Here is a 24994-nt window from a genome sequence, read left to right on the forward strand (position 1 = left end):
GGCGGCACGTGGCTGACCCACAGGGATTTCTGAAGCACACCTCGCGGGAACTGCCCAAGCGGCGTCCGGTTCCGCTGCGCCTGATGGACTGGAAAGAGGTCTACGAGGAGAAGTTCTCCCAGGACACTCTGAAGACCCAGGCCAGCCGGTGCATGGACTGCGGTATCCCGTTCTGTCACAACGGCTGTCCGCTCGGGAACCTGATTCCCGAGTGGAACGACCTGGTGTACAAGGGCCAGTGGCGGGAGGGCATCGACCGCCTGCACGCGACCAACAACTTCCCGGAGTTCACCGGTCGCCTGTGCCCCGCGCCGTGTGAGGCGTCCTGCGTCCTCGGCATCAACCAGGACCCGGTGACGATCAAGCAGGTCGAGGTCGAGCTCATCGAGAACGCCTTCGACGAGGGCTGGGTGACCCCGGTCTACCCGACCCGCATCACCGGCAAGAAGGTCGCCGTCGTCGGTTCGGGCCCGGCCGGTCTGGCCGCCGCCCAGCAGCTGACCCGCGCGGGCCACACCGTGACCGTGTTCGAGCGCGCCGATCGCATCGGCGGCCTGCTGCGCTACGGCATCCCGGAATTCAAGATGGAGAAGCGCTTCATCGACCGCCGTCTCGCGCAGATGGAGGCCGAGGGCACCATCTTCAAGACCGGCGTGAACGTGGGCGTCGACATCACCGCCGAGGAGCTGCGTGAGCGGTACGACGCGGTCGTGCTCGCCGGTGGCGCCACCCTGGCCCGCGACCTGCCGATCCCGGGTCGTGAGCTGGACGGCATCCACCAGGCGATGGAGTTCCTGCCCTGGGCCAACCGGGTGCAGCTCGGCGACGACGTCACCGACGCCGATGGCCTGCCGCCGATCCACGCCAAGGGCAAGAAGGTCGTCATCATCGGTGGCGGCGACACCGGCGCGGACTGCCTCGGCACCTCGCACCGCCAGGGCGCGGAGTCGGTGCACCAGTTCGAGATCATGCCGCGTCCGCCGGAGGAGCGCGCCGCGTCCACCCCGTGGCCGACCTACCCGCTGATGTACCGGGTTTCCTCGGCGCACGAAGAGGGCGGCGAGCGGGTGTTCTCCGTGAACACCGAGCGCTTCGTCGGCAAGGACGGCAAGGTCACCGGCCTGGAGGCGCACGAGGTCAAGATGGTCAACGGCCGCTTCGAGAAGGTCGACGGCACCGACTTCACCCTCGAGGCCGATCTGGTGCTGCTGGCCATGGGCTTCGTCGGACCCGAGAAGCCGGGCCTGCTCACCGATCTCGGTGTCGGCTACGACCAGCGCGGCAACGTCCAGCGCGACAAGAACTGGGCCACCAACATTCCCGGCGTTTTCGTCGCCGGTGACATCGGCCGCGGCCAGTCGCTGATCGTCTGGGCCATCGCCGAAGGCCGCGCCGCGGCCTCCGCGGTCGACCAGTTCCTCGAGGGCGAGACGGCGCTTCCCGCACCGGTCACCCCGACGATGGTCGCCCAGCGCTGAGCGTCGCCTGAGCAAACACGAGGCGCCCGTGGACAACTCGTCCACGGGCGCTTTCGTGTGTTCGCTGTCGGAAATCGGACATTCGCGGAGCCCGAATGGCGAATGGGACGCGCGACCCCTATTGTGATCAACGGTGTGCGGCGGACCTGCGGGCTCGTCGTACACGTCGTACAGGCGTTAACGCGGTGGGTGGCTCGGGTTGACTTCGCGTCCACGAGAACGACATCCGCCGCGTTCAGCATGTGAGCGGCAACTCGACGGGGAGCGCCCCACCACCGGGGCCAGGTTTGAACTGGAGCAGTATGCAGTTGAAGAAGCTTGTCGCGGCCCTCGGCGCGTCCGCGACGATCGCCTCGGGCTTGGTGTTCGGCAGTGGGACCGCGGCGGCGGACAACTGCCCCAGCCTCTATGTGGTGGCCATCCCCGGTACCTGGGAGACCGGTCACGACAAGAAGCCGCAGCCCGGCATGCTGGCCGGCGTCACCCGCGGCCTGCCCGGCTCGGTCGACGTCGACTACGTGACCTACGCGGCGACCGCCTTCCCCTGGGAGGGCGAGATCTACGGCAACTCGAAGAAAGAGGCGGTCACCGCCGCGCGCGGGTTGATCGGCGACGTGGCCCAGCGTTGCGGCGCGACGAAGATCGCGCTGGTCGGCTACAGCCAGGGCGCGGACGCCGCCGGTGATCTCGCGGCCGAGATCGGCACCGGCCTCAGTGTGGTCTCCCCCGATCGCGTCGCGGGCGTCGGCCTGATCTCCGACCCGCGCCGCTCGCCGACCGACACTCAGGTCGGTCCGGTGGCGCCCGGCGCGGGCGCGGGCGGCGCGCGGGTCGGCGGCTTCGGCTGGGTGAGCGACCGCACCCGCACCATCTGCGCGGTCGACGACCTGTACTGCGCGACCGCGACCGACGACTTCGTCACCCGTTTCGCCGGCTTCCTCGCCCAGAGCTCGGACGCCAACCCGGCCAACATCTGGCGCTACCAGATCGAGGCGGGCGCGATCATCAACGATCTGATGGCCTTCGGCGGCGTGCCGCTCCTGCAGTCGCAGCTGACCGACGCGGCGAACCAGCAGCGCGCCAAGGACCTGGAGCGTTTCTACCGCTCGCAGGCGCACACCGTGTACGGCAGCTACTCGGTCGGCGGCGGGCAGACCGCGGTCTCCTGGATGCACAACTGGATCGCGGGCATGGCCTGATCGGTTCGTAGACACAGCGAAGGCCACCTTTCCGGCGCGGGAGGTGGCCTTCGTCGTCTCCCGATCAGTTGCCGGACGTGGTCGGCGGGATACCCTCCTGGTGGACGCGTGGCCCGGCACCCGGCGAGGTGTAGTAGTCCGAGTCGTGGGAATCCGTTCTGTCGTTGCCCGGTCGGCCCGGGTACCCGTGGTTCCCACCCGGATGTGGATAGCTGACATCGGTCAGCACGAGGCCCTCCGTCCCCTGCTGAGCGGTGTCGGCAGCGGGCGCTTCCGCACTGGCCGTCGCCGCCAGCGGAATCGTCACCATCGCGCCCGCCACGGCGGCCAGGAGGGCACCTCGGCGGATGTTCTTAGTCTTGGAAAACATTCGGAACTCCCTTCTCTCAGAGCGTGAGTCGCGGTGACTCACGAACTCCCATCGAAGGGCGCGGCGCTGTGACTGGGGTGCGACGATTCTGGTAGTCCGCTGTGAGCGGCGGGCTTCGCTGTGAATCCGCGGCCGATGTTAACGGCGGCGGGCTCTCCCGCGATCAGCGGCCGATGTTACGGGGCAACAGGTCCCACACGTGCCCGTTCTCGTTCACGGTCGCGGCGGTGCGGCGGCCGGTGCGGGAGAACAGGATTCGGGTCACCGAGCAGTAGTCGATCGGGAAAGTCAGCGGCCGCGGCAGGCCGAGCACCTCCTGGAGCAGCACGTTGATCACGCCGCCGTGGGCGAAGGCGACCACGGTCTCGGCGGGATCGGTGCTCGCGGCGATCTCCGTCGCGGCCTCGCGCACCCGGTGCACGAACGCGGGACCGTCGATCTGCTCGGGCAGATACCCCGCCTTGATCCGTTCGTAGGCGTCGCGGAACTCCAGCTTGGCGTCCTCGATCGGAATGTAGGCGGGTAGGTCGCGATCGTATTCGGCCAGATCGTCCACGATCTCCACCGGCAGCCCCAGCTTGGCCGCCGTCGGCGCCGCGGTCTCCCGCGCCCGCCGCTGCGGACTGCTCAGCACCCGCGTGATCCGATGGTGGCTCAACGCCCCCGGCACGCGCTCCGCCTGCTCCCGCCCCACCTCGGACAGCTCGGGATCGGCGGGACCGGACGCGTTCAGCATCCGAAACGGCTGAGCATGGCGAACGAGAATCAACTGCACCCACCCACTGTGCCGCATGCTCCCGCGGAGGTCCGGTTCAGGTGGCGTTGTCGGGCGGAAAAGGCTCCGGGTCGCGGGCGACGACCGGGGTTTTCGCTCTGCATCTCTGTTGTTCACTTCAGGCAGTGCTTTTCGGATACATCGCGTCGAAGTGCGGTGACATACTCGTCGCCGTGACCGCCGAACCGTTCCCACAGTGGTTGCGTCCGCCGCCCGGCGGGTTCGTCGCCGAGGACCTGGACCGCCTGCCGGACCTGCCGCCGCACACCGAGTTGATCGACGGGAGCTTCGTCTTCGCGTGCCCGCAGGCGAAGTTTCACGTGCAGGTCATCGCCTTGCTCGAATCGATGCTCGGTCGCTTCGCGCCTGCCGGCATGCGGGTTCGCCACGCGATGACGGTCACGCTCGGCCGGGACCAGCGGCCCGAACCGGATGTGCTGGTGGTGCGTGCGCACACCGAGGGCGGTAGGGAAAGGACGACCTATTGGCCCGAGGAAGTCGTGCTGGCCGTGGAGGTCGTGTCGATCGAAACCCGAACCCGGGATCGCGAGCGGAAACCTCAGCTGTACGCCAAGGCCGGTATCGCACACTTCTGGCGAGTGGAGAACAGCGACGGGCACCCGGTCGTCTACGTGTACGAACTCGACCCCGCGACAAAGGCATACGCGCTCACCGGCATCCACCACGACCGCCTGCGCCTGAGCGTTCCGTTCCCTATCGACATCGACCTGACCGGGATCTGATCGGATGTAGTCCGCGGGCGAACCCACTCGCCGCCCTACGGCGTACCGAGCCGATTCCGCAGCACACGAAAGCCCGGGTCGCGTACGCGGCCCGGGCTTTTCGCGTCAGAGCTCGATCAGTGCTGGCCGTACGGCGGCTGGCCCGGCTGGCCGTAAGGGGGCTGGCCCGGCTGGCCGTACGGCGGCTGACCCGGTGCGCCGTAGGGCGGCTGGCCGTTCGGCGGCTGCTGGTCTTTCTTCTTCTTGTTCAGCAGCAGGTAGATACCCACTCCGATGGCGACGACCACGAGCAGGCAGCAGAGGCCGCCGAAGAGCAGACCGTTGTTGCTCTTCTTCTTTTTCTTGGCCGCGTATTCCATGGCCGTTGTCCAGGTGTCCGGGCTCGCCCACACGGACGGATCCAGCAGGCTGGCATTGGTCAACAGGTCAACGTACATATGTCCCATCCCGATCGTCGAAGGTGTCGGCCTCCTCCCGGAGCCGAGTCTCAAAGGTTATCGGGCGGTTTCGATCATCGTTAATCCTTCGACGATGCAATCTCTCATAGTGAGATCCTCAGCGCGGCTTCACCAATGGGAACGGCAGCGTCTCGCGGATGCTGCGGCCCGTGATCAGCATGACGATCCGGTCGACGCCCATGCCGAGACCTCCGGTGGGCGGCATGGCGTGTTCGAGCGCCTGCAGGAAGTCCTCGTCCAGCTCCATGGCCTCCGGATCGCCGTTCGCCGCGAGCATGGATTGCTCGGTGAGCCTGCGCCGCTGCTCGACCGGATCGGTGAGTTCGCTGTAGGCGGTGCCGAGTTCGACACCCCACGCCACCAGATCCCAGCGCTCGGTGACACCCGGGATGCTGCGGTGCGCGCGGGTCAGCGGCGACACCGAGGTGGGGAAGTCGATGTAGAAGGTGGGTTCCTGGGTCTGCGATTCCACCAGGTGCTCATACATTTCCAGCACCACCTGCCCCGCGTCCCAACCGTGCTGGTACGGGATGGCGGCCCCATCGCACAGCGTCCGCAGTTCTTCCACGGACGTCTGCGGGGTGATAGTGGACCCGATGGCCTCCGACACCGCGCCGTGCACCGTCTTCACCGGCCACTCGCCGGAGATGTCGACGGCCTCGAACTCGCCTTCGTCGGTGGGCCGCATCGCGACCATGGCGCCGTTGGCGGCCATCGCGGCGTCCTGGATCAAGTGGCGGGCGGTGTGCATCATGCGCTCGTAGTCGCTGTGCGCCTCGTACGCCTCGAGGATGGTGAATTCCGGGTTGTGGCTGAAGTCGACGCCTTCGTTACGGAAGGTGCGGCCCAGCTCGAACACCTTCTCCATGCCGCCGACGCATAGTCGTTTCAGGTATAGCTCGGGTGCGATGCGCAGGTAGAGGTCCAGATCGTAGGCATTGATGTGGGTGATGAACGGCGTCGCGTTGGCGCCGCCGTGCACCTGCTGCAGGATCGGCGTCTCGACCTCGAGGTAGCCCCAGGAGTTCAACGAGTCGCGCAGCGAGCGCACCACCGCGCTGCGCCTGGCGAGCACCTCGCGGGTCTCCTGGTTGATGGCCATGTCGACGTAGCGCTGGCGCACCTTGGCCTCGGGATCGGCGAGGCCCTTCCACTTGTCCGGCAGCGGGTGCAGGCATTTGCCGTTCATCCGCCAGTCGGCCGCCAGCAGGGAGAGTTCGCCGCGTCGGCTGTGCCCGATCTGGCCGCTCACCTCGATCAGATCGCCGAGGTCGAAGTACTCGCCGAACTCGGCGCTGCGCTCGGCGCCGACCCGTTCGCGGTCGATGACCAGCTGGATGTCGTCGGACCAGTCGCGCAGCACCGCGAAGATCACCCCGCCGTAGTCGCGGATGCGCAGCAGCCTGCCGCACACCCGGACCGTGGTGCCGCGCGGTGAGCGCCGGGCCGCGGCCACGGTGTGCGTCGGGGGATAGGCGATCGGGTACGGGTCGATGCCCGCCGCGGCCAGCCGGTCCAGCTTGTCCATCCGCACCCGGACCTGCTCGGGGCGGCGCGCGAGGAGTTCGGCGACACCGACTTCCGGTATGTCCGGCGCGCTGCCGTCGGCGTGCAGGCCGGTGATGGTGTCGGGCACCGCGCTGTGCAGACCGGTGTGCACCGCGGTCTCGGGTTCTTTGCCGAAGCGCGGCAGGAAGCCTTCGGCCAAGCCGCTGGCCATCGCGACCCGCGGCAACTGCCTGCGCTCCTCGAACAGGAAGAAGCGCGGCACCCAGTGCGGCTGGTATTTCACATTGGACCGGTACAGCGCCTCGAGCTGCCACCACCGCGAGAAGAACAGCAGTACTCCGCGCCAGAGCCGCAGCACCGGGCCCGCGCCGATCCGCCCGCCCTCCTCGAACACCGACCGGAACACCGCGAAGTTCAGCGACACCCTGGTGATGGCGTGCTGCTCGGAGGTCAGCGCCAGCTGCGAGATCATCAGCTCCATCACGCCGTTGGGGCTCTGCGGGTCGCGGCGCATCAACTCCAGCGACGCCCCCGTGCGGCCCCACGGCACCAGCGACAGCATGCTGAGCACCCGGTCCTGCTGATTCACCGCCTCGACGAGCAAGCAGTCGCCGTCCAGCGGATCGCCCAGCCTGCCGAGGGCCATGGAGAAGCCGCGCTCGGTCTCGGTGTCGCGCCAGGCGTCGGCCCTGGCGATGACCTGCGGGAACTCCTCGGCAGGGATGTCACCGTGCCTGCGGATACGCACCGAGATGCCGTGCTTGCGCAGGCGGTTCGCGGCCTGGCGGACCTGCTTCAGCTCCGGCCCCGCCAGCGAGAAACTCCTGGTGTCGAGAATGGCTTCGTCGCCGAGGCGCAGCGCGGAGAGCCCGGCCCTGCGGTAGGCGGTCGCTCCGAGTTCGCTGGCCCCCATGACGGCGGGCGTCCAGCCGAATCGGTCGGCCAGCCGTAGCCAGGCGTCGATCGCCTGCGGCCAAGCCTCGCGGATGCCGATCGGATCACCGCTGGCCAGGCAGACGCCCAGCTCCACGCGATAGGTGACGGCGGCCTTCGCGCTCGGCGCGAAGACCACCGCCTTGTCGCGGCGGGTGGCGAAGTAGCCGAGCGAATCGTCCACGTCCGAGCCCTCGAGCAGCCCTCGGATCGCCGACTCGTCCAGGCCGGTCATGGCGTTCTCCGCGCGCTGCGAGCGCAGCAGCGTGATCACCGCGGCCAGCAGCGCGATCGCGCCGAACAGGCCGAGCAGGAAGTTGACGAACGGACGCGGGTGACCGTCGAAATGCTCGTTGTCCACCAGGATCGCCGCGGTCACCCGGTAGACCGCCCAGGCGGGCCGCTGCACGCCGGGCGGCAGCGTGCCGGGGAACAGCTCGACCAGGGCCCAGCCGAGCAGACAGCCCACCGCCAGCCCGCCTGCCAGGACGCCGAGCGCCTTCCAGGCCGCACCGCGGCGCACCTTGGTGTAGAACTCCCGCCACGAGGCGATCAGCACGCCGATAACGCCGAGCTGCACGATCATCGCGACGAGCGCGTCGATATTGCCTTCGGTCACGAATTCCACGGCGTTGGTCAGCGCGAACAGCGCGAGATAGCCGACGAGCAACCACCAGGCGATCCGTTTGCGGCTGGCGATCGCGCCGGCCAAGAGGCCGACGATCAGCGCCCACATCAGGTTGGTGTCCGGCGCGTCGAAGTAGTAGTCGTCGAGGTAACGGCGCGGCACCTCGGTCAGGAATCGCAGCGCCGGCGAGAGGCTCCACAGAAAGCACGACACCGCGAAGACGCCGAGCACAGTGCCCGCGATATGCGGGACCTGGGCGAACCGGCCGTGCCCGCGGTGCGGGACCGGGGGAATCGGTCTGTCCGCCAGTGGCTCGATATCGATACGCTCACCGGCTTGCGTGAAAGTCACCAATCCAGTGTGGACGCTTCCGGGTTTGTTTGCCGAGCCTTCGCGCGGCGTGTTCGCGGCCCCCTGATATATCGCGTCCCAGCGGCCGAGACTCGCGACTATGTCGCATGCGCTTCGACCGCTGGGACGCGAGACGGGCAGCGAACGGGCTCGTAAGACTCGCCCTCGAGGTGGTCGAGAATTCTCCCGGCTCAGGTTGGCGCATGCCTCCGCCTAAGTGCGTGCTGGCAGGCGGTTTGCCGATCCGGGGTTCCTGGCGCGAGGATGTACGCCATGTCGGATCCAGTCGATGTGCCGATTGATGACGACGTCATTCGGCTCGGTCAGTTCCTGAAATTGGCGAATCTGATCGATTCCGGTTCGGAGGCCAAGACGGTGATCGCCGCGGGCCTGGTCCGGGTGAACGACGAGGTCGAACTACGGCGCGGACGGCAGTTGCACGTCGGCGACGTCGTCGCCCTCGCCGGACACAAGGCGCGGGTCGCCCCGGACTAGCCGGGGCCGTTCAGGATTCGGCGCGCACCACGATGCCGTCGTGGTCGCTGTAGAGCACCTCGCCGGGCACGAAGGTGACGCCGCCGAACTCGACCGTCACGTCGCGCTCACCGCTGCCGGTCTGGGTGCTCTTGCGCGGGTTGGTGCCCAGCGCCTTGATGCCGATGTCGAGGGTGCGCAGGATCGCCGAATCGCGGACGGCGCCGTTGACGATCACGCCTGCCCAGCCGTTGTCGACGCCGCGGCCCGCGATGATGTCGCCCACCAGCGCGGTGTGCACGCTCGCGCCGCCGTCGACGACCAGCACCGCGCCGTTGCCCGGTTCGCTCAGCGTCTGCTTGACCAGCAGGTTGTCCTGGAAGCAGCGGATGGTGGTGATGCGTCCGGAGAACACCTCGCGGCCGCCGAACTGAATGAACTGCGTGTCGCAGCTGCGGATCTCGGGGCCGATCTCGTCGGCCAGATCGGCGGTGGCAATGTTCACTGATTCGGTCACGGTGTCAGCTTAGGGGTGGCGCGCCGAAGGGTGGCCGCGGCCGGTTGCTCGATGTGAGCTCGGTCGCTGTCGCTCTCGGCGGCTTGCCGGGGCGGTCACCGGTGTTCGGATGATGTCCGGCGTCAATGGTGTCGGTAGCGCAGTTCGTACTTCTCGCGATCGATGTCGGAGATCCGGCCGTGGTCCAACAGGTCCGGGCTCAGGCCGTGCTGGATCAAGCGGAAGCGGCGCCACACGTAGGTCAGCGCCACCGTGAAGACGATCAGCGGCACGATCATCATCACGATCATGCCGATCTTGAGCGGCATCGGTCCGGGGAACAGCAGCACCAGCGCGAAGAACGGGATGATCGGCACGAGGAAGCGGACGAGGTACCGCTCCGATGCCCCGTGTCCGACGAGGTCGTGGACGACCCACTCGTGCAGCTCCTCCGGGAGCTCGCGGCCCAGATCGTAGGCGATCCGTTGCCCGAATGTGGGTTTCTTCATGTCTACAGGCTATGCCCGTGAGATGAGTCACCGCCAGCGTCGCGGCGGCGGTCGACCGCCGTCCGACCATGCGTTTTCCGGCCGCCGAGCGGGCGTCAGGCGCGGCCGTGCTTGCGCTCGTAGGCCAGCCGGTCCGCGGCGGACCGCTCCCTGGCGTCGGCGTCGGCCAGCGCGGGGTCGAGTCCGTGTTTGATCAGGCGGTGCCGCCGGTAGACGTACATCAGCGCCACCGTGAAATAGATCAGCGGCAGATAGAGCAGCGCCATCATCGCCAAGCCCATCCACAGCGGGCCGGGGACGAGCAGGAACAGGCTCAGCACCGGGATGATCGGCACCAGGATGCGCACCAGGTAGCGGCGGGTGGCCCCGGGGCCGGTCAGGTCCGCGCGCACCCACTCCGACATCGCCGGGGGCAGCGTGCGGCCCCAGATGTAGCCGATCCGCTGGGCGAAGGTCGGGGTGGTGCGCTCGCTCATGGTTTCAGCATCCCATTGGCCGCGCGGTTTTCCCGCCCTTCGCCCGGCGCGAGGTCAGGCGCGGGCGGCGTGGTACGCGGCGATCTCCTTCACGAGATTGTCCGTCGTGTGCTTGACCGCGATCTTCACGAACGGCTCGATGGTCTTGCCGAGCGCCTTGCCCGCCAGACCACCGGGCACCCGGAAGTCGATGATGGCATCGACGGTGCACAGCGCGTCGCTCTTGGGGTGGAACAGGAAGGTCGACACGATCTCGAAGCCCTTGATCGACTTGATGCCGATGGCGTAGTTCTGCTCCCAGCGGATCACCTCGACGCGCGAGTGCAGCGAGGCCGGACCGAGCTTCATGTGCCCGTCGAAGACGGCGCCGACGCCCTCGGTCTGCTCGCCGACCGGCGTGAAGGACTGAATGCCATGCAGGAAGCTCGGCAGGTTCCGGTAATCGTTGACGTACTGGAACGCGGATTCGGCCGTCGCGGCACAGTTTTCGACGATCTTCACTTCGGTCATGCGGGCCACTGTAACGGGTTTCCCCTGCGGTAGCGGATCACGCTGTGACGGCCAGGGTCGCCGCCAAACCGAAGGCCACGGCCATGACGGTCACCTCGAGCACGGCGCGGCGCAGCGAGCTCGCCGCGTCCATCCGATGGTCGGCGGCGCGGCGCACCCAGGTGCGCCGCCACCACCAGCCGAGCGCGAGCAGCACCGCGAGCACCGTGGTCTTGGCCAGCAGGATGCGGCCGTACCCGGTGTCGAACAGCGGGCCCAGACCGCCGAGCCGGACGAGTCCGTTCACCACGCCCGTCGCCGCGACCACGCCGATCAGCGGAAAAGCCACCGCCGAGTACCGCGGCAGTGTCGCCGCCCATTCGCCGCGCGTGCGGACCACCAGCGCCAGCGCGACCAGCAGTCCGAACCAGGCCCCGGCCGCGAGGGCGTGCACGGCGGCCAGGACCGAGCCGAACGCCTGCTGCGACATGTGCCCGGTGATCGGGCGCAGCGCCACCGCCACGGCGGCGAATACCAGTACCAGGTCGGTCGAGGCCGTGCCCGCGCCGCGGAAGGCCAGCGTCGAATAGCCGGCCACCGCGGCGGTCGCGATCAGGATGGCGATGCCGACCTGACCGCCGCTGATCTCGGTGAGAAAGGTGCCGAACTGGCCTGCCGCCAGCCGTCGCACGGGAACGCCGACCACCTCGGCCGCCTCGAAGACGAGCACCGCGAACTCGGTCACGCACCAGGCGCCGGCCAGCGCGGCGAGCATGCGCCACGGCGGCGCCAGCCGTTCGTGCACACGGGGAAGCGCGGCGAGTCCGAGCACCGTCGCGCCCAGACCGTCCGCGATGACCCGCACGGCGCCTTCGGCGGGCGCCGATCCCGTGGTGAGCAGCCAAGCCAACCCGACACCGAGCAGCCCGGCCGGGACGATCAGCAGCAGCGCTCCCGTGTCGCGGACGCCGGTCGCCCCGCTGCTCACCGCGTGCTCATCGGCGCTGCCCGCCGCGGAAGCCGATCAGCGCGAGTGCGAGACCGCCGCCGAACAGCACGACCGCGCCGATCACGAAGATCCACACCGGGATTCCGTCGGAGCCGTCATCCTCGGTGGCCCTGCCCTTGGCGTCCGCACGCGGGCCCGGCGTGCCCTTGCCGGGCTGGCTCAGCGTGAACGTCCGCTTGCCGCTGACCGGGTGACCGTCGGCGGACGTCACGCGGTAGGCGATGACGTAGTCACCCACCGGGCCGAGCTCGCCGACCTCGATGCTCACCGTCTTGCCGTCGACGACCGGCTCGCCCTTGGACCAGAGGTTGCCGTCCGGACCCGTGAGCGTCAGCGACGGGAAGTTCGGCTGTAACTCCTCGTTGAAGGTGACGCTGATCCGCCCCGGGCTGGTGTCCACAGTCGAGCCGTCCTCCGGCACGCTGCCGACGGCGCCGGAATGCGCGGCGGCGACGGCAGCGGTGGCCAGCCCGACACCGAACAGCAGCAGTACGGCGACCAGCGCGGCGCCGAGACGTCGGATGGTCCTCATGAGCGCCTCCCGATCAGGCTGCCGAGTCCGAATGCGACACCGAGCGCGCCGAGGGCAACGCCGATGCCGCCGAGCCAGCGCGCCGCGTTGTCGGTGCTGTCGTCCTGCGCGGCCGCGCCGTTGTCGACGCTGTGGCCGTCGGCGTGATCGCCCGAGCCCGCCGCGAGGGTCAGCGTGGGCGCCGGGTGCTCCGGTTCCGCGCCGTCCGGGCCGACGGGCTGATTCCAGTCGACCACCTTGCCGTCGCTGTAGGTCTGCTTGGCCGGGAAGCTCACCATCTCCGCGGCGGGCAGCGGGCCGAGCGAGACGACGAAACGCTGGAACTGGCCGGGGCCCACGCCGGGCGCGCCGGGGTCGGCGGTCCAGGTCACCGCGACGGCCTCGGATTTGTCGTTGCGTTCCACCCGGGCGGTCCAGCCCGACATGGGTTCGGTGCGCGCGCTGCGCACGTTGGGCAGCGTGACGGTGAGCGCGGTCGTCGACGCGGTGTCCGATTCGGTCGGTACGCGGAAGGTGACGACGGAGTACTTGCCTTGCTGAGCGCCGGGCGCGTCGACCGTCACGTGCGCGGCGGCGATACCGCCGGAGAGCAGCACGAAACCAACGGTCGCCACCGCACCGCAGGCATGTGAAAGAGAACTTCGCATGGGGAGGCTTTCTGTCCGAAAGGAATTGGGGTGCGCGGATCAGGCGAACGCCGGTGGCGCGCGCGGCCCGATCGGTCCCCGCGGCGGAAAGCGGTAGGTCGGTGTCCGGTGATCGGCCCAGCGGCCCGCTCTCGCGACCGGGAGATGCCGAGGTTCGCCGAGGATGGCTCGGGCCGCGCCGGAGACGATCCCGTAGAGACGTTCGGCGGCCAGGATCGCGACCGCGCAGGCGAGGGTCGCGAGAAGATGCGCGCACAGCATCCAGCCGGTCGGCAGGAAACCCGCCAGCGGTGCGTCGTCGCGCGCGATGTGCGAGACGCGCTCGCCGTGCGCGTGCCCGAGCAGGCCGGTCAGTACCGCGTGCCCGGCGAGTTGTCCGGCCGCGAGCGCACCCAACACGGGCGCGGCGGCGTGCGCCTGTCCCGCACGGCGTCGAGCACCCTCGAGCCATTCGCCGCGTCGGGTGCTGAGCTGGGCACTGTGCTGATCGCCGCGTCGGGTGCTGAGCCGATCGCCGTGCCAATCACCGCGTCGGAGCCCGAGCCGACCGCGGCCGATCGTGCTGCGGGATCGGTCGGAGCTCCGCGAGAAACTCGTCGCCGCGCACCCCGCCAACGCCGAAACCGTCAGCAGCAGGGCCGATTCCGGCGAATCCGGATAGCCCCCGCCCGCGGCGCCGTGCGCGGCAACGCTGAGCAGACCGACCAGCGCGCCGACCAGGCCGCCGCGCGGCCAGCCGGTACTCGGGCCGGGGTTCATCGCGGAGACGGCATTCAGCTCACGCCGAGCCGGGCGAGCACGTCGGCCTCGATGCCGGACAGCTCGTGCGAGATGGAGGTGTGCACGGCGCGCCTGCGCGCGGCGGGCATCTGTTCGGCGGTGCGGACCGCGGCGCCGAGACTGTCGAGCCGGGCGCGGGTGGCGATGACGAACTTCTGCCCGTCGCCCTTGTCGTCGATCTTGCCGAGCGCGGCCTCGGCGTTGGCGAGGCGGGCCTGGAGCTTCGCGCCGTGCCCGGTGTAATCGCCGAGCTGGTCGATGCCGATGCCGAGTTGCTGCGCGCGACGGGTGTCGAGCTGGCCGCGGACGAAGGTGGCGCCGCGGTAGGCCAGCGGCGCGAGCACCGGAACGAGCACACGGGCCACGCCGAGGTACTTGCGCACCTGGCCCGCGCTGAACACGTCACGCTCGGCCTTGGCGGCCACCTTCAGCGCGGCCTTCTCCTCGGCCTGCAGGGTGGCGATCTGCTGCTTGGCGACCTTGGCCTGAGTGCGGGCCTCGGCGCGCTTGGCCTTGCGATCGTTCTTCGCGAACAGCTTGGCTTCCATCGCCGCCTTGTGCTTGAGGGCTTTGGCCTCGGCCCGGCGACTCGGACGCCGCTTGCGCTTCGTGAACAACCCCATCGGAAGGCCCTCCGTCAATGCTGTGTGCCAGGGCAGCGCTGTCGGCGCGAGGCCGTCTGCCGTCTACCACGCGGTTTGCGCCCACCTTATCCGGTCGACGGCGGCGGCAGCGAGGGCACGCCATGTCCTGTCGGGGGTCTGGACCATACTGCATACGTGTATTCGGGCAGCGGTGACCGCGAGGGTCGCAAGGTGGACGGCTCGGCCGCGGACCGGTCGGGCGAGCTCGCCGCCGCGCCGATCGAGGACGCGCCGATCGAGAACGAGCCGGTCGAAAACGCGCCGATCGAGAGCGGTCCGATCGTGAACGCGCAGGTCGCGTTCATCGATGCGCGCGCGTTGATCGGATGCAGGCACCGGCTGCACCTTGACGCGGCCCACCCGCAGATGCTCACGGGCGTACTCGAGGATCCGGGTGTGCGCCAGCGGCGGGAGGCCGCGACCGCGCATCGCAATCGGGTCCGCGACGCGCTCGTCGCCGCCGATCCGGACAACTGGCTGATCATCGACCCCACGCTGCGGGCGTCGGATCGCGCCGCGGCCACCATGAGCGCGTGCGCCGCTGGGGCGCAGAACATCTGGGGCGGGCTGCTGCCACAGGAACCGGACACCGGCAGACGCGGCGGCTCGGAGATCCTGCTGCGCGACCGCGATCGCGGCGGCTACATCCCGGTCATCGTGGTCAACCACAAGGTGACCGATCCACGCAAACCCGAACCGGCCGAGTTCCATCCGACCACCTCGGACCCGTATCGCTGGGACCCGCGCCCGGATCCGGCCCGCAAGCTGCGTCAGCAGCCGCGCGACCAGCAGCGCCTCGCCCACCTCTACCGGATGCTGCAACGTCACGGGCTGGCCAGTCCGTCGCTGGTCGGCGGTGTCATCGGCTACCACTTCGACCGCATCCTCGTCCACGATCTCGGCCCGCTGCTCGACGAATACGACCGCCGCTACGCCGACCGCATCGCGGTGGTGCGCGGCGAGCTGCCGACGGTGCCGTCCAAGGTGCCCGAATGCAGGCAATGCCCTTGGTGGACACGGGGAGTCGAGGGAGCGAGCTGCGAGGGCTGGCTGGCCGAGCACCGCGACGTCAGCCTGGTCGCGCCGGGCTCGCGGGCCGACGTGCTGCGCGGCCACGGTGTGGAGACGATCGACGACCTGGCGGCGTGGACCGGCGACGACCCGGAGGACTGGCAGCACGGCCCCTTCGACGAGGCCGTGGTCACCGCGCGCGCCTGGCTCGCGGGCGCGCCGCTGGTGCGCCGCTACGACCGGGTGCAGGTGCGCCGCGCCGACGTCGAGGTGGACGTGGACCTGGAGAGCTTCCAGGAGCACGGCGCGTACCTGTGGGGCACCCTGCTCGACGGGCGCTACCGCCCGTTCGTCACCTGGGACCCGCTGCCGACCGAGGACGAGGGCCGCTCCTTCGGCGAGTTCTGGACCTGGCTGATGACGGTGCGCGCCGAGGCCGCGACGGCAGGGAAGACCTTTGCCGCCTACTGCTATTCGCGCACCGCAGAGGACAAGTGGCTGTACGAGTCGGCGCGCCGGTTCGCCGGGCGTCCCGGGGTGCCGACGGTGGACCAGGTGCGCGCGTTCGTGGACGGACCCGAGTGGGTCGACATGTTCCAGGCCGTGACCGACCAGTTCATCTGCCCGAACGGCAAGGGGCTCAAGAAGATCGCGCCGGTGGCCGGTTTCTCCTGGCGCGATCCCGAGGCGGGCGGCGAGGCGTCGATGAGCTGGTACCGCCAAGCCGTCGGCTACGACGGTGCACCCGATCCGACCCAGCGCACCCGGTTGCTCGAATACAACGAGGACGACGTGCGGGCCACCCAGGTGCTGCGCGAATGGATGTCGCCGCTGGTGCCGAACCCGCACTGCGCCGAGTTGGAGGTGCCCGCCCTGGCCGACTTCGGGCGTGCGCCGGAGTTGCCCGCCGGTGGCCGCGGCGCGGCGTCTTCCTTCGGCCGCGGCGCCTGATCGGGCGTGCGTCCGTGCCGTCGGCCCGCGGCGGTACCATCGCGACGTGACTCAGCACGTCGAACAACTCGAGTTCCAGGCAGAGACCCATCAGCTGCTCGAGCTGATGATCCATTCCGTCTACTCCAACAAGGACACGTTCCTGCGGGAGCTGATCTCGAACGCCTCCGACGCGCTGGACAAGCTGCGGCTGGCGTCTTTCCAGGACAAGGACCTGCACGTCGACACGTCCGACCTGCACATCGAGCTGGAGGTCGACAAGGACAACCGGGTACTCACCGTCCGAGACAACGGCATCGGCATGTCCCGCGCCGAGGTGGTCGACCTGATCGGCACCCTCGCCAAGTCGGGTACCGCGGAGCTGCGCAAGCAGCTGAAGGACGCGAAGACCGACGCGGCGGCCGAAGAGCTGATCGGCCAGTTCGGCATCGGCTTCTACTCGACCTTCATGGTGGCCGACAAGGTCACCCTGACCACCCGCAAGGCGGGCGAGACCGAGGGCACCCGCTGGGAGGCGGGCGCGGGCAGCTCGATCTACACCATCGAGGCCGTCGACGACGCGCCGCAGGGCACCGCGGTGACGTTGGAGCTCAAGCCCGCCGACGAGGAGGATCACCTCTTCGACTACACCCTGGAGTGGAAGCTCAGGGAGATCGTCAAGAAGTACTCCGACTTCATCGCCTGGCCGATCCGCATGCAGGTGGAGCGGACGGTCACCGAGGGCGAGGGCGAGGACAAGCAGGAGAAGACGGTCCTCGAGGAGCAGACCCTCAACTCGCAGAAAGCGCTGTGGACGCGTCCGAAGAGCGAGGTCTCCGAAGAGGAGTACAAGGAGTTCTACAAGCACGTCAGCCACGCGTGGGACGACCCGCTGGAGATCGTTCCGCTCAAGGCCGAGGGCACGTTCGAATACCAGGCGCTGCTGTTCATTCCGTCGCACGCGCCGTTCGACCTGTTCACCCGCGAGCACAAGCGCGGCGTGCAGCTCTACGTCAAGCGGGTGTTCATCATGGACAACTGCGAAGAGCTGATGCCGGAGTACCTGCGCTTCGTCAAGGGTGTGGTGGACGCGCAGGATCTCTCGCTCAACGTCTCCCGCGAGATCCTGCAGCAGGACCGGCAGATCCAGATGATCCGCAAGCGCCTGGTGAAGAAGGTGCTCTCGACGGTGAAGGAGCTGCAGGGCGCCGAGGATCAGGAGAAGTACCAGACCTTCTGGACGGAGTTCGGCCGCGTCCTCAAGGAGGGCCTGCTCTCGGACTTCGACAACCGCGAGACCATCCTGCAGGTCTCCTCGTTCTCCTCGACGCACTCCGAGGCCGAGCTGACCACGCTCGCGCAGTACGTCGAGCGGATGAAGGACGGCCAGGACGCGATCTACTACATGACCGGCGAGTCCCGCCAGCAGGTGGTGAGCTCCCCGCACATGGAGGCGCTCGCGGCCAAGGGTCTCGAGGTGCTCATCCTGACCGATCCCGTCGACGAGATGTGGGTCGGTTCGGTGCCGGAGTTCGACGGCAAGCGGTTCCAGTCCATCGCCAAGGGCGAGGTGGATCTGGAGACCGAGGAGGAGAAGAAGGAGTCCGAGGCGCTGCGCGAGCAGCAGGACAAGGACTTCGCCGAGCTGCTGACCTGGCTGGGCAAGACCCTCGACGAGAGCGTCAAGGAGGTGCGCCTCTCCAACCGGCTCACCACCTCGCCCGCCTGCCTGGTCGGTGACGTCTTCGACTTCACGCCGATGCTGGAGCGGATGTACCGGGCCTCGGGCCAGATCCTCCCGGAGACCAAGCGCATCCTCGAGCTCAACCCGACCCATCCGCTGGTCACCGGCTTGCGCGACGCGTACGACACCCGCAAGCAGGACGCGGACGAGGGTAAGGTCCCGGAACTCACCGAAACCGCCGAGCTCCTCTACGGCACCGCGGTGCTCGCCGAGGGCGGCGAGCTGAAGGACCCGGCGCGCTTCGCTCACATCCTCACCGACCGCCTCACTCGCACGCTGTAAACGCACTCCGCGAAGGCCCCCTCCCGCATCGGGAGGGGGCCTTCGTCGTTTCCCATGGGCCCCTCCCACACATGCCGCATACGCCGCACAGAGGCGGCGGCTGTGTGCGGCGTATGGGAAGGGTGTGGCGACGTCGCCAGGGCGGCGACCGTGGGCCGGTGCCTGCCTTGTTCGCGGTGGGTCCCGGACGGGGTACCCGGATGTCTTCGTCCAGCGTCCCTGCATCGGCGATAAGGGTTTGCTGAAGGGTTCGTAAGGGTTACCGAAACTCGCTGACAGGTGCTCCAAACTTATTGTGCGCATTGCGATTTGGCTTACAGCGGGTTGGCGTGCGGAAGGTTGCTGGGGTAGGGTCGGAGACAGCGAAGGGGAGTAGCCCCCAATCACGCAGTCGACATACTGGCCCGCTGCCTCCCCGAGGCTCGGGTCCGGTTGTGTGAACCGGGTTTTCATCCGGTGGGCGAGACCTTCGGCCTGAACAACCACACGTTGTCGGCCGGAGGCGTACCCAGATCTCCGGCAGGCAGGCCGGAGACCGGGAGTGCGCCACACATGATCGCCACCATCCTGCTGAGCATCGGCATCGTCTTCCTTGCCGAACTCGGAGACAAGTCCCAGCTCATGGCGTTGACGTTCGCGTTGCGCTATCGCTGGTGGGTGGTTCTCGGCGGCATCGCGACCGCCACAGCGGGCGTGCACCTGATCTCGGTCGCCGTGGGCTACTTCCTCGGCGCGGCCCTGCCCACCCGGGCCATCTCACTGGTCGCCGCCCTCACCTTCTTGGCCGTCGGCCTGTGGACCTTGCGCGAACACCTCGGCGCTCCCGACGATGACGCCGAGCCGCGGCCACCCCGCTCCACCGCCGCCCCGTTCCTCGTGGTCCTCTCCGCCTTCCTCCTCGCCGAACTCGGCGACCGCACCATGTTCGCCACCGCCGCCCTCGCCACCGACAACAGCTGGTTCGGCGTGTGGCTCGGCTCCACCATCGGCATGGTCGCCGCCGACGCCCTCGCCATCGCCGTCGGCATCGCGGTCGGCAAGCATCTGCCCGAACGACTGATCGGCATCTGCTCCGGGCTGCTGTTCCTGTACTTCGGAAGTGCGACGTTGCTCGGTGCGGCGGTGCCGTCGATGGGTGTACTGGCGGGAGCGGGGCTTGCTGCGATCACGCCGGTGGTAGTGGGTGTCGTGCTGCTCGTGCGGCGGGGGCGTTCGCGCGGGGAGAGGCTCAGTGGCCAGGTTGAGGGAGTTGTCGCGGAGGGTGTGCGCCCGCAGGGGTGAGGGCCCCGCCCCGGGTTCGGTCGGGGGCTCGTCCGGTCGGCGGGTTGTCGCGTTGGCGGACGTTGTTTCTTGGGTGATCCTTGCGATTCGCGCCACCACGGAGTTGGCGCGATACCGCTGAGACCTCAGGCCCGCACCTCATCGACTATCGCCGACCCGTACAGATCCCCACTCCGCCGCACCATATCCAGCAGCGGCGCGCACAGGCCCCGCAGTCCTTCCAGGTCAGCCGCAGCGATCCGCGCGGTGACCATCGCGCTCACCGCGGCGGCGAAGGTCTGACAGGCGAACCGCTGTTCCTCGCTGCGGGCGTCGAGCACCTCGGCGATCACCGCGACGAACGAGTCCTGGAGTTGGGCGCGGCGCGCCAGCGCGTCGGAACCCACCGCGTAGACCTCGACCAAGTAGAGCCTGGCGTAGGCGGGGTCCTCGATCAGCCCTTCGAAATACGCGTCGAGCAGACGTCCCATCCGGTCGAGATTCGTTTCGCTCGTGCCGTTTTCGTCCTCCAGCGGTCCGGATGCCTCCGCGATCCGGACGACCAGCCGCTCGACGGCCCGCTCGTAGGCGGCGGTGAAACAGTCCTCCTTGGAACGGAATTGCTCGTAGAAGGTCTCCCGGGAGACGCCCGCCAGTTTGAGGACCGCCGCGACGGAGGTGCCGACGTAGCCGGTGACCGCCATGGTCTCGGCCATCGCGTCCAGGATCCGATCCCGCTGCGACGCGATCACCTGCTCCCGAGGTAAACCGTGCCTGCCCCTGGGGAGTTGGCGGGCGGTGCCTTGGGTGTCGGTCATGCGGTGGCTCCGGACGGTTCGGTGGGGCAGGTGTTCGGCGAGCGCGGCGCCGGGCGACCGGCGTCACGCCCCTCGGGCGGGTCGCTCCATTCTGCGTGGTCTGCTGGGTTGATCGGTGGTGAAGGGCGCGTCCTCGGCGCGGGCGATCTCCAGCGCCTCGGCCACTCCGCGGCGCAGCGTGGCGTCCACGAGGCGCTGGGCGAGCGGGCGGAACGGCAGCGCCACCGCCACCCACCAGGGCGAGACGATCTGGCGGTGGCGGCGCGCGATGGCCCGTTCGGTGGCGTCGATGGCGGGTCCGAGCGGCGCCACGCCGGAGACGGTGGCGCGGCCGAGGATGGCGCGCGCCGCTGCCGTGCCGAAACCGCGAGCGGTCATGTCGGTGTCCAGTTCGGCGAAGTACGCGATGCCGACCTTGGCGCCGGTGTGCCTGATCTCGTGGCGCAGGGTGTGGCCGAGCGCCTCGACGCCGGCCTTCGACGCGCTGTACGCGCCCGCCAGCGGCAGATTCACGGCGGCGGCCAGCGACGAGACGATGAGCGCGTAGCCCTGTGCGTGACAGATGTGCGGGCCCGCGGCGCGCAGCGTGTAGTAGACGCCGAGCACGTTCACCGCCAGCGTCTCCTCCATCACCGAAGGATCTCCGCCGATCAGCGCCAGCTGCTTGGCCACACCGGCGTTCGCGACCACCACGTCCAAGCCGCCGAGCTCGCTCGCCAGCGTGGTCACCACCCGCTCCACTTGGGCATGGTCGCCGACGTCGCAGTAGCGCCACGGGGCGTCGCCGCATTCGCGCGCCACCTCCGCCAGCAGGTCGGGTTCGAGTCCGAGCAGCGCGACCGACGCCCCGTGCGCGTGCAGCTGCTTGGCCAGCGCGGCCCCGATGCCTCGCGCCGCCCCGGTGATCAACACCCTTCTACCGGCGACGACTGGGCCGGAGAACAGCTTCATGCGGCGACGATACCACCGATGAACAGCAATGTTCGCAAATATGTTCGCCTCGCGCGCGGCGTGAGAGAATGTCATGCATTGTCTCTCACGAGGCCTCGCCGGGTACGCCCGGGTCGGGGGCGGACTTCGCTCCACAGCATCTATTAGTGTGCAATTGACACAAGGCCAACTGGCTGTCACGAACGAGAGGACCATCGTGGAGATTTCGGGTTCCGCCGCCATCGTCACCGGAGGCGCATCCGGCCTCGGCGCCGCCACCGCCAAGCGTTTCGCCGAGCTGGGCGCCACCGTCTTCGGCCTGGACGTGCCGCAGTCGATCGAGCGCGCCGGTGACAACGTGCCTGCCGGGGTCACCCTCATTCCGGCCGACGTGACCAGCAACGACGAGGTCTCGGCCGCCGTCGCGAAGGTGGTCGAGTCGGGCGCGCCGCTGCGCATCGTGGTCAACTGCGCCGGCGTCGGCTGGGCCGGTCGCATCCTGTCCAAGAACGGCCCGCACGATCTGGAGCTGTTCCGCACCGTCATCACCGTGAACCTGCTCGGCACCTTCAACGTCATGCGGCTGGCCGCCGACGCGATCGCCAAGACCGATCCCGTCGACGAGTACGGCCAGCGCGGCGTCGTCATCAACACCGCCTCGGTCGCGGCGTTCGAGGGCCAGGTCGGCCAGATCGCCTACTCGGCCTCCAAGGGCGGCGTGCACGGCATGACCGTGCCTGCCGCGCGCGACCTGGCGCAGTTCGGCATTCGCGTGAACACCATCGCCCCCGGCATCATCGACACCCCGATGCTGGCCGGCGTCACCGAGGAGTACCGCAAGGGCCTCGAGGCGGGCGTGCCCTTCCCGTCGCGTCTCGGCCGCCCGGACGAGTACGCGCAGCTGTCGCAGTACATCGTCGAGCACGACTACCTGAACGGCGAGACCATCCGCATGGACGGCGCGCTGCGCATGGCGCCGCGGTAATTCGGCGTACCACGCGAAGGCCGCCTCCGATTCGCTTCGGGGGCGGCCTTTTTCGGCCAGGTGATCAGGGCAGGGGCTTGTGACCGATGCCGAGGAACGCCGTGGTGGCCAGTGGGGTGTTGGGCCGGTAGTTCTCGGCGAGATGGGCCCGCATGGACTCCGAGCGGGCGGCCCACGCGTCCTCGCCGATCGAGCGCCGCAGCAGCATCATCGGCGCGCTGCTGCGCGACATTTCCTCCCACAGCCGGTCCGCGTCCGGGTAGGCCACCGAGGTGGTGTGCCGCTGGATGGACACCCCGGCGAACCCAGCTCCCCGCAGCTCGGTGGCGAAGACCTCCGGATTCTCCAAGCTCAGGAAGTTGGGCTGCGGCTCCTGGATGGCCGGATCGCCCGCCGCCAACGCGCCGAACATCATTCGCATCAGCGGGGACTCGGCCACCGGCGCCCAGCTCGACACCACCGCGACCCCGCCGGGGCGCAACACCCGGAACAGCTCGGCGAAGCCTTTGATCCGATCCGGGAAGAACATCAGGCCGAACATCGAGAAGCCCGCGTCGAAGCTGTCGTCATCGAACGGCAGCGCCTGACCGTCACCCACCCGCACGTCGACATTGGTGATTCCGGCGTCTCGCGCGGCATTCCGGAGGCGTTCGAGCATGTGCTCGGCGAAATCGACGGCCTGCACCCGGCCGACCCGCGCGGCGGCGGGCAGACTCAGCGTGCCCGGCCCCGCCGCGACATCGATGACATGCGCGTCGGCGGGCAGATCGGCGAGTTCGAGGGCGCGATCGGAGAACGGCGCCATGATCGCGAGCGCGGATTCGGCGTAGCCGTCGGCGACCAGATCCCATGGTTCGGCGGAGGCGAGGGGATTACCGGACATCTTCCACGATCCTTTCGACCGTGACAGGCTAACTGTGCAGCACCCTCGCAAACCACCAACTCACGCGAATACGGCTGTGCACGAATGCGTTCGAGGCCGCGGCGAAGCGCAGGCGTCCGCATTCGCCGAGCATCGGGGCGGCACCGCTCAGGCCGCGAGCAGCATCGCGAGCACGGCGGTATCCGGATCGCTGATCGGATCCAGCCCGACCCGGCTGACCAGCGAGGTGACGGTGCCGTCGGATTCCGCCTCGGCCCACGCCGCGCGGTGTTCCAATCCCAGGTGCGGCACGCCCGGCAGCAGCACGCAGCCGGAGGCCGCGCCAACGCATTCGGGCAGCGTCGGGCGAGTCTCCGACGGCGGGTGCAGCATGAGCAGCGCGGGCGGCACGTGATCGGCGAACCGCCCCGGCTCCAGCGCCTGCTCGCCAAGCACCGTGCCCTCGGCCAGCACCAGCCCGACCGTGCCCGGCTCCGGATCGTCGGGCAGGTCCTCGCGGACGCCGAAGACGGTCGACGTGGACAGCAGCCCAGGCAGGCTCGCCACGCGCACGGCGAGCACCAGAACCTGCGCCCATTCCTTGGTGGTGTCCGGCCAGCGACCGGAAATGACGAACCCGCGCAGCGACCCGCGCGAGTGGAACGGCGTGACGCCGATCGGCCCGTTGGTTCGCATCGTGCCTCCCGAAATGAAACCGGGGGCGGCCTTGCCCGTCCTCGAACTGTATGGATTCAGAGGATGACCCACGAATCAACTGGCACACAAGTACCAATGAGTGCTAATCGGGCAGTGGACGCGCAGATCGGGCGGCGGACACGAAAAAGCCCGCCGGGCGATTCCACTACCCGGCGGGCTTCCAGCCGCGCGCCTCGGCGCGCGGAGATTCACCCGAAGATCAGGCCCTTGCCCTGGGTGACGGCGCGAGCGAAGCGCTCCTGCACGTCCTCCCAGTTGACGACGTTCCAGAACGCGGTCACGTAGTCGGCCTTGACGTTCTTGTACTGCAGGTAGAAGGCGTGCTCCCACATGTCGACCTGCAGCAGCGGGATGATGCCCAGCGGGACGTTGGCCTGCTGGTCGTAGAGCTGGAAGGTGAGCAGCTTCCCGCCGAGGGTGTCGTAGCCGAGCACCGCCCAGCCGGAGCCCTGCAGACCGTTGGCGGCCGCGGTGAACTGCGCGCGGAACTTGTCGAACGAACCGAACTGGTCGTCGATCGCGGCGGCCAGCTCGCCGACCGGCTTGTCACCGCCGTTCGGGGAGAGGTTCTTCCACCAGATGGAGTGGTTCACGTGGCCACCGAGGTGGAACGCGAGGTTCTTCTCGTAGAGGAAGATCGCGCCGTGATCGCCGGATTCGCGAGCCGCCTCGAGCTTCTCGAGTGCGGTGTTCGCGCCCGCAACGTAGGCCGCGTGGTGCTTGGAATGATGCAGCTCGTTGATCTGCCCGGAGATGTGGGGCTCCAGGGCGCTGTAGTCGTAATCCAGATCTGGCAGCGTGTACTCAGCCACGATGTCCCTTTCTCAGTTGTCGGGCTGTGACGCTCGGAGATTCGAGCGCTTCCAACCATCATTCGTACACCCGCTCGGTTCCAACCGGGCCGTGTGCCCCCTCATTCCATCGGAGATTCGTCGATAACGCAGTGGTTGGTACC

General features: G+C 68.8%; 26 protein-coding genes. 8 read left to right on the forward strand and 18 right to left on the reverse strand.

The features are described 5' to 3' along the window. Positions 1-8: 8 nt before the first annotated feature. Together AC3ERS_RS10975 and AC3ERS_RS10980 are read left to right on the forward strand one after the other, a co-directional pair. Entirely contained in the window at positions 9-1478 is a 1470-nt protein-coding gene (locus tag AC3ERS_RS10975) for a glutamate synthase subunit beta (protein ID WP_431966228.1), read from the forward strand. A gap of 302 nt (positions 1479-1780) precedes the next feature. After that, on the forward strand, positions 1781-2677 hold the full coding sequence (locus AC3ERS_RS10980) for a cutinase family protein (RefSeq protein ID WP_431966230.1): 897 nt from the start codon (positions 1781-1783) through the stop codon (positions 2675-2677). Positions 2678-2741: 64 nt separating this feature from the next. Here AC3ERS_RS10980 and AC3ERS_RS10985 read toward each other — a convergent pair whose 3' ends face one another. Together AC3ERS_RS10985 and AC3ERS_RS10990 are read right to left on the reverse strand one after the other, a co-directional pair. Continuing rightward, positions 2742-3047, reverse strand: coding sequence for a hypothetical protein (locus AC3ERS_RS10985; RefSeq protein WP_431966232.1), 306 nt, complete (start codon positions 3045-3047; stop codon positions 2742-2744). A 163-nt stretch (positions 3048-3210) separates the two neighbouring features. Then, positions 3211-3822, reverse strand: a complete 612-nt coding sequence (locus AC3ERS_RS10990; protein ID WP_431966234.1) for a histidine phosphatase family protein — start codon at positions 3820-3822, stop codon at positions 3211-3213. Between the two features lie 173 nt (positions 3823-3995). Between AC3ERS_RS10990 and AC3ERS_RS10995 the strand changes: the two genes are divergently transcribed. Then, positions 3996-4565 (forward strand): Uma2 family endonuclease, encoded by a 570-nt coding sequence (locus AC3ERS_RS10995; protein WP_431966236.1) that lies wholly within the window; start codon positions 3996-3998, stop codon positions 4563-4565. Positions 4566-4681: 116 nt separating this feature from the next. Here AC3ERS_RS10995 and AC3ERS_RS11000 read toward each other — a convergent pair whose 3' ends face one another. Together AC3ERS_RS11000 and lysX are read right to left on the reverse strand one after the other, a co-directional pair. Then, positions 4682-4987, reverse strand: a complete 306-nt coding sequence (locus tag AC3ERS_RS11000) for a hypothetical protein (RefSeq protein WP_431966238.1) — start codon at positions 4985-4987, stop codon at positions 4682-4684. Positions 4988-5120: 133 nt separating this feature from the next. Continuing rightward, positions 5121-8444: a bifunctional lysylphosphatidylglycerol synthetase/lysine--tRNA ligase LysX gene (gene lysX, locus AC3ERS_RS11005; protein ID WP_431966240.1), complete on the reverse strand. Its 3324-nt coding sequence runs from the start codon at positions 8442-8444 to the stop codon at positions 5121-5123. Positions 8445-8717: 273 nt separating this feature from the next. Here lysX and AC3ERS_RS11010 point away from each other — a divergent pair, with 273 nt between their 5' ends. Then, positions 8718-8939 carry an RNA-binding S4 domain-containing protein gene (locus AC3ERS_RS11010; protein WP_068066219.1) on the forward strand — a complete coding sequence of 74 codons (222 nt, stop codon included), beginning with the start codon at positions 8718-8720 and terminating at the stop codon, positions 8937-8939. 10 nt (positions 8940-8949) lie between these two features. Here the strand turns inward: AC3ERS_RS11010 and rraA are convergent, their stop codons facing one another. From rraA to AC3ERS_RS11055, 9 genes are all read right to left on the reverse strand, one after another. Continuing rightward, on the reverse strand, positions 8950-9435 hold the full coding sequence (gene rraA / locus AC3ERS_RS11015; protein WP_431966242.1) for a ribonuclease E activity regulator RraA: 486 nt from the start codon (positions 9433-9435) through the stop codon (positions 8950-8952). A 122-nt stretch (positions 9436-9557) separates the two neighbouring features. Beyond that, positions 9558-9923, reverse strand: coding sequence for a DUF5313 family protein (locus AC3ERS_RS11020; RefSeq protein WP_431966244.1), 366 nt, complete (start codon positions 9921-9923; stop codon positions 9558-9560). A gap of 95 nt (positions 9924-10018) precedes the next feature. Next, the gene (locus AC3ERS_RS11025; protein WP_431966246.1) at positions 10019-10399 is read right to left on the reverse strand and encodes a DUF5313 family protein; all 381 of its coding nucleotides are present in this window, start codon (positions 10397-10399) and stop codon (positions 10019-10021) included. A gap of 54 nt (positions 10400-10453) precedes the next feature. Then, positions 10454-10909 carry an SRPBCC family protein gene (locus AC3ERS_RS11030; RefSeq protein ID WP_431966248.1) on the reverse strand — a complete coding sequence of 152 codons (456 nt, stop codon included), beginning with the start codon at positions 10907-10909 and terminating at the stop codon, positions 10454-10456. A 37-nt stretch (positions 10910-10946) separates the two neighbouring features. Then, positions 10947-11876, reverse strand: coding sequence for a CopD family protein (locus AC3ERS_RS11035; RefSeq protein WP_431966250.1), 930 nt, complete (start codon positions 11874-11876; stop codon positions 10947-10949). 7 nt (positions 11877-11883) lie between these two features. After that, positions 11884-12429, reverse strand: coding sequence for a copper resistance CopC family protein (locus AC3ERS_RS11040; RefSeq protein ID WP_431966252.1), 546 nt, complete (start codon positions 12427-12429; stop codon positions 11884-11886). After that, positions 12426-13076 (reverse strand): YcnI family copper-binding membrane protein, encoded by a 651-nt coding sequence (locus AC3ERS_RS11045; protein WP_431966254.1) that lies wholly within the window; start codon positions 13074-13076, stop codon positions 12426-12428. Before AC3ERS_RS11045 ends, AC3ERS_RS11040 begins: the two co-directional genes overlap by 4 nt. A gap of 39 nt (positions 13077-13115) precedes the next feature. Next, entirely contained in the window at positions 13116-13835 is a 720-nt protein-coding gene (locus AC3ERS_RS11050; protein ID WP_431966256.1) for a hypothetical protein, read from the reverse strand. A 14-nt stretch (positions 13836-13849) separates the two neighbouring features. Beyond that, a complete protein-coding gene (locus AC3ERS_RS11055; protein ID WP_431966258.1) occupies positions 13850-14479 on the reverse strand; it encodes a DUF6474 family protein in 630 nt (209 codons plus the stop codon). A gap of 303 nt (positions 14480-14782) precedes the next feature. Between AC3ERS_RS11055 and AC3ERS_RS11060 the strand changes: the two genes are divergently transcribed. From AC3ERS_RS11060 to AC3ERS_RS11070, 3 genes are all read left to right on the forward strand, one after another. Beyond that, positions 14783-16462 carry a TM0106 family RecB-like putative nuclease gene (locus AC3ERS_RS11060; RefSeq protein ID WP_431966769.1) on the forward strand — a complete coding sequence of 560 codons (1680 nt, stop codon included), beginning with the start codon at positions 14783-14785 and terminating at the stop codon, positions 16460-16462. Positions 16463-16508: 46 nt separating this feature from the next. Further along, positions 16509-18467, forward strand: a complete 1959-nt coding sequence (gene htpG / locus AC3ERS_RS11065; protein WP_431966260.1) for a molecular chaperone HtpG — start codon at positions 16509-16511, stop codon at positions 18465-18467. 552 nt (positions 18468-19019) lie between these two features. Further along, entirely contained in the window at positions 19020-19748 is a 729-nt protein-coding gene (locus AC3ERS_RS11070; protein ID WP_431966262.1) for a TMEM165/GDT1 family protein, read from the forward strand. A gap of 125 nt (positions 19749-19873) precedes the next feature. On the opposite strand, the gene AC3ERS_RS11075 is transcribed toward AC3ERS_RS11070, so the two are convergent. Next, positions 19874-20545 (reverse strand): TetR/AcrR family transcriptional regulator, encoded by a 672-nt coding sequence (locus tag AC3ERS_RS11075; RefSeq protein WP_431966264.1) that lies wholly within the window; start codon positions 20543-20545, stop codon positions 19874-19876. Between the two features lie 63 nt (positions 20546-20608). Next, positions 20609-21496, reverse strand: a complete 888-nt coding sequence (locus AC3ERS_RS11080) for an SDR family NAD(P)-dependent oxidoreductase (protein WP_431966266.1) — start codon at positions 21494-21496, stop codon at positions 20609-20611. Positions 21497-21692: 196 nt separating this feature from the next. On the opposite strand from AC3ERS_RS11080, the gene AC3ERS_RS11085 reads away from it, so the two are divergent. After that, positions 21693-22460: an SDR family NAD(P)-dependent oxidoreductase gene (locus tag AC3ERS_RS11085; RefSeq protein WP_357448794.1), complete on the forward strand. Its 768-nt coding sequence runs from the start codon at positions 21693-21695 to the stop codon at positions 22458-22460. A gap of 64 nt (positions 22461-22524) precedes the next feature. Here AC3ERS_RS11085 and AC3ERS_RS11090 read toward each other — a convergent pair whose 3' ends face one another. The 3 genes from AC3ERS_RS11090 to AC3ERS_RS11100 all read right to left on the reverse strand — a co-directional run bounded on the left by AC3ERS_RS11090 (position 22525) and on the right by AC3ERS_RS11100 (position 24851). Beyond that, positions 22525-23343: a class I SAM-dependent methyltransferase gene (locus tag AC3ERS_RS11090; RefSeq protein WP_431966268.1), complete on the reverse strand. Its 819-nt coding sequence runs from the start codon at positions 23341-23343 to the stop codon at positions 22525-22527. Between the two features lie 147 nt (positions 23344-23490). Then, on the reverse strand, positions 23491-24018 hold the full coding sequence (locus AC3ERS_RS11095) for a peptidase (RefSeq protein ID WP_431966270.1): 528 nt from the start codon (positions 24016-24018) through the stop codon (positions 23491-23493). A 209-nt stretch (positions 24019-24227) separates the two neighbouring features. Then, the gene (locus tag AC3ERS_RS11100; protein WP_067844217.1) at positions 24228-24851 is read right to left on the reverse strand and encodes a superoxide dismutase; all 624 of its coding nucleotides are present in this window, start codon (positions 24849-24851) and stop codon (positions 24228-24230) included. Positions 24852-24994: the final 143 nt, after the last annotated feature.

It is taken from the genome of Nocardia sp. bgisy134, from assembly GCF_057708325.1.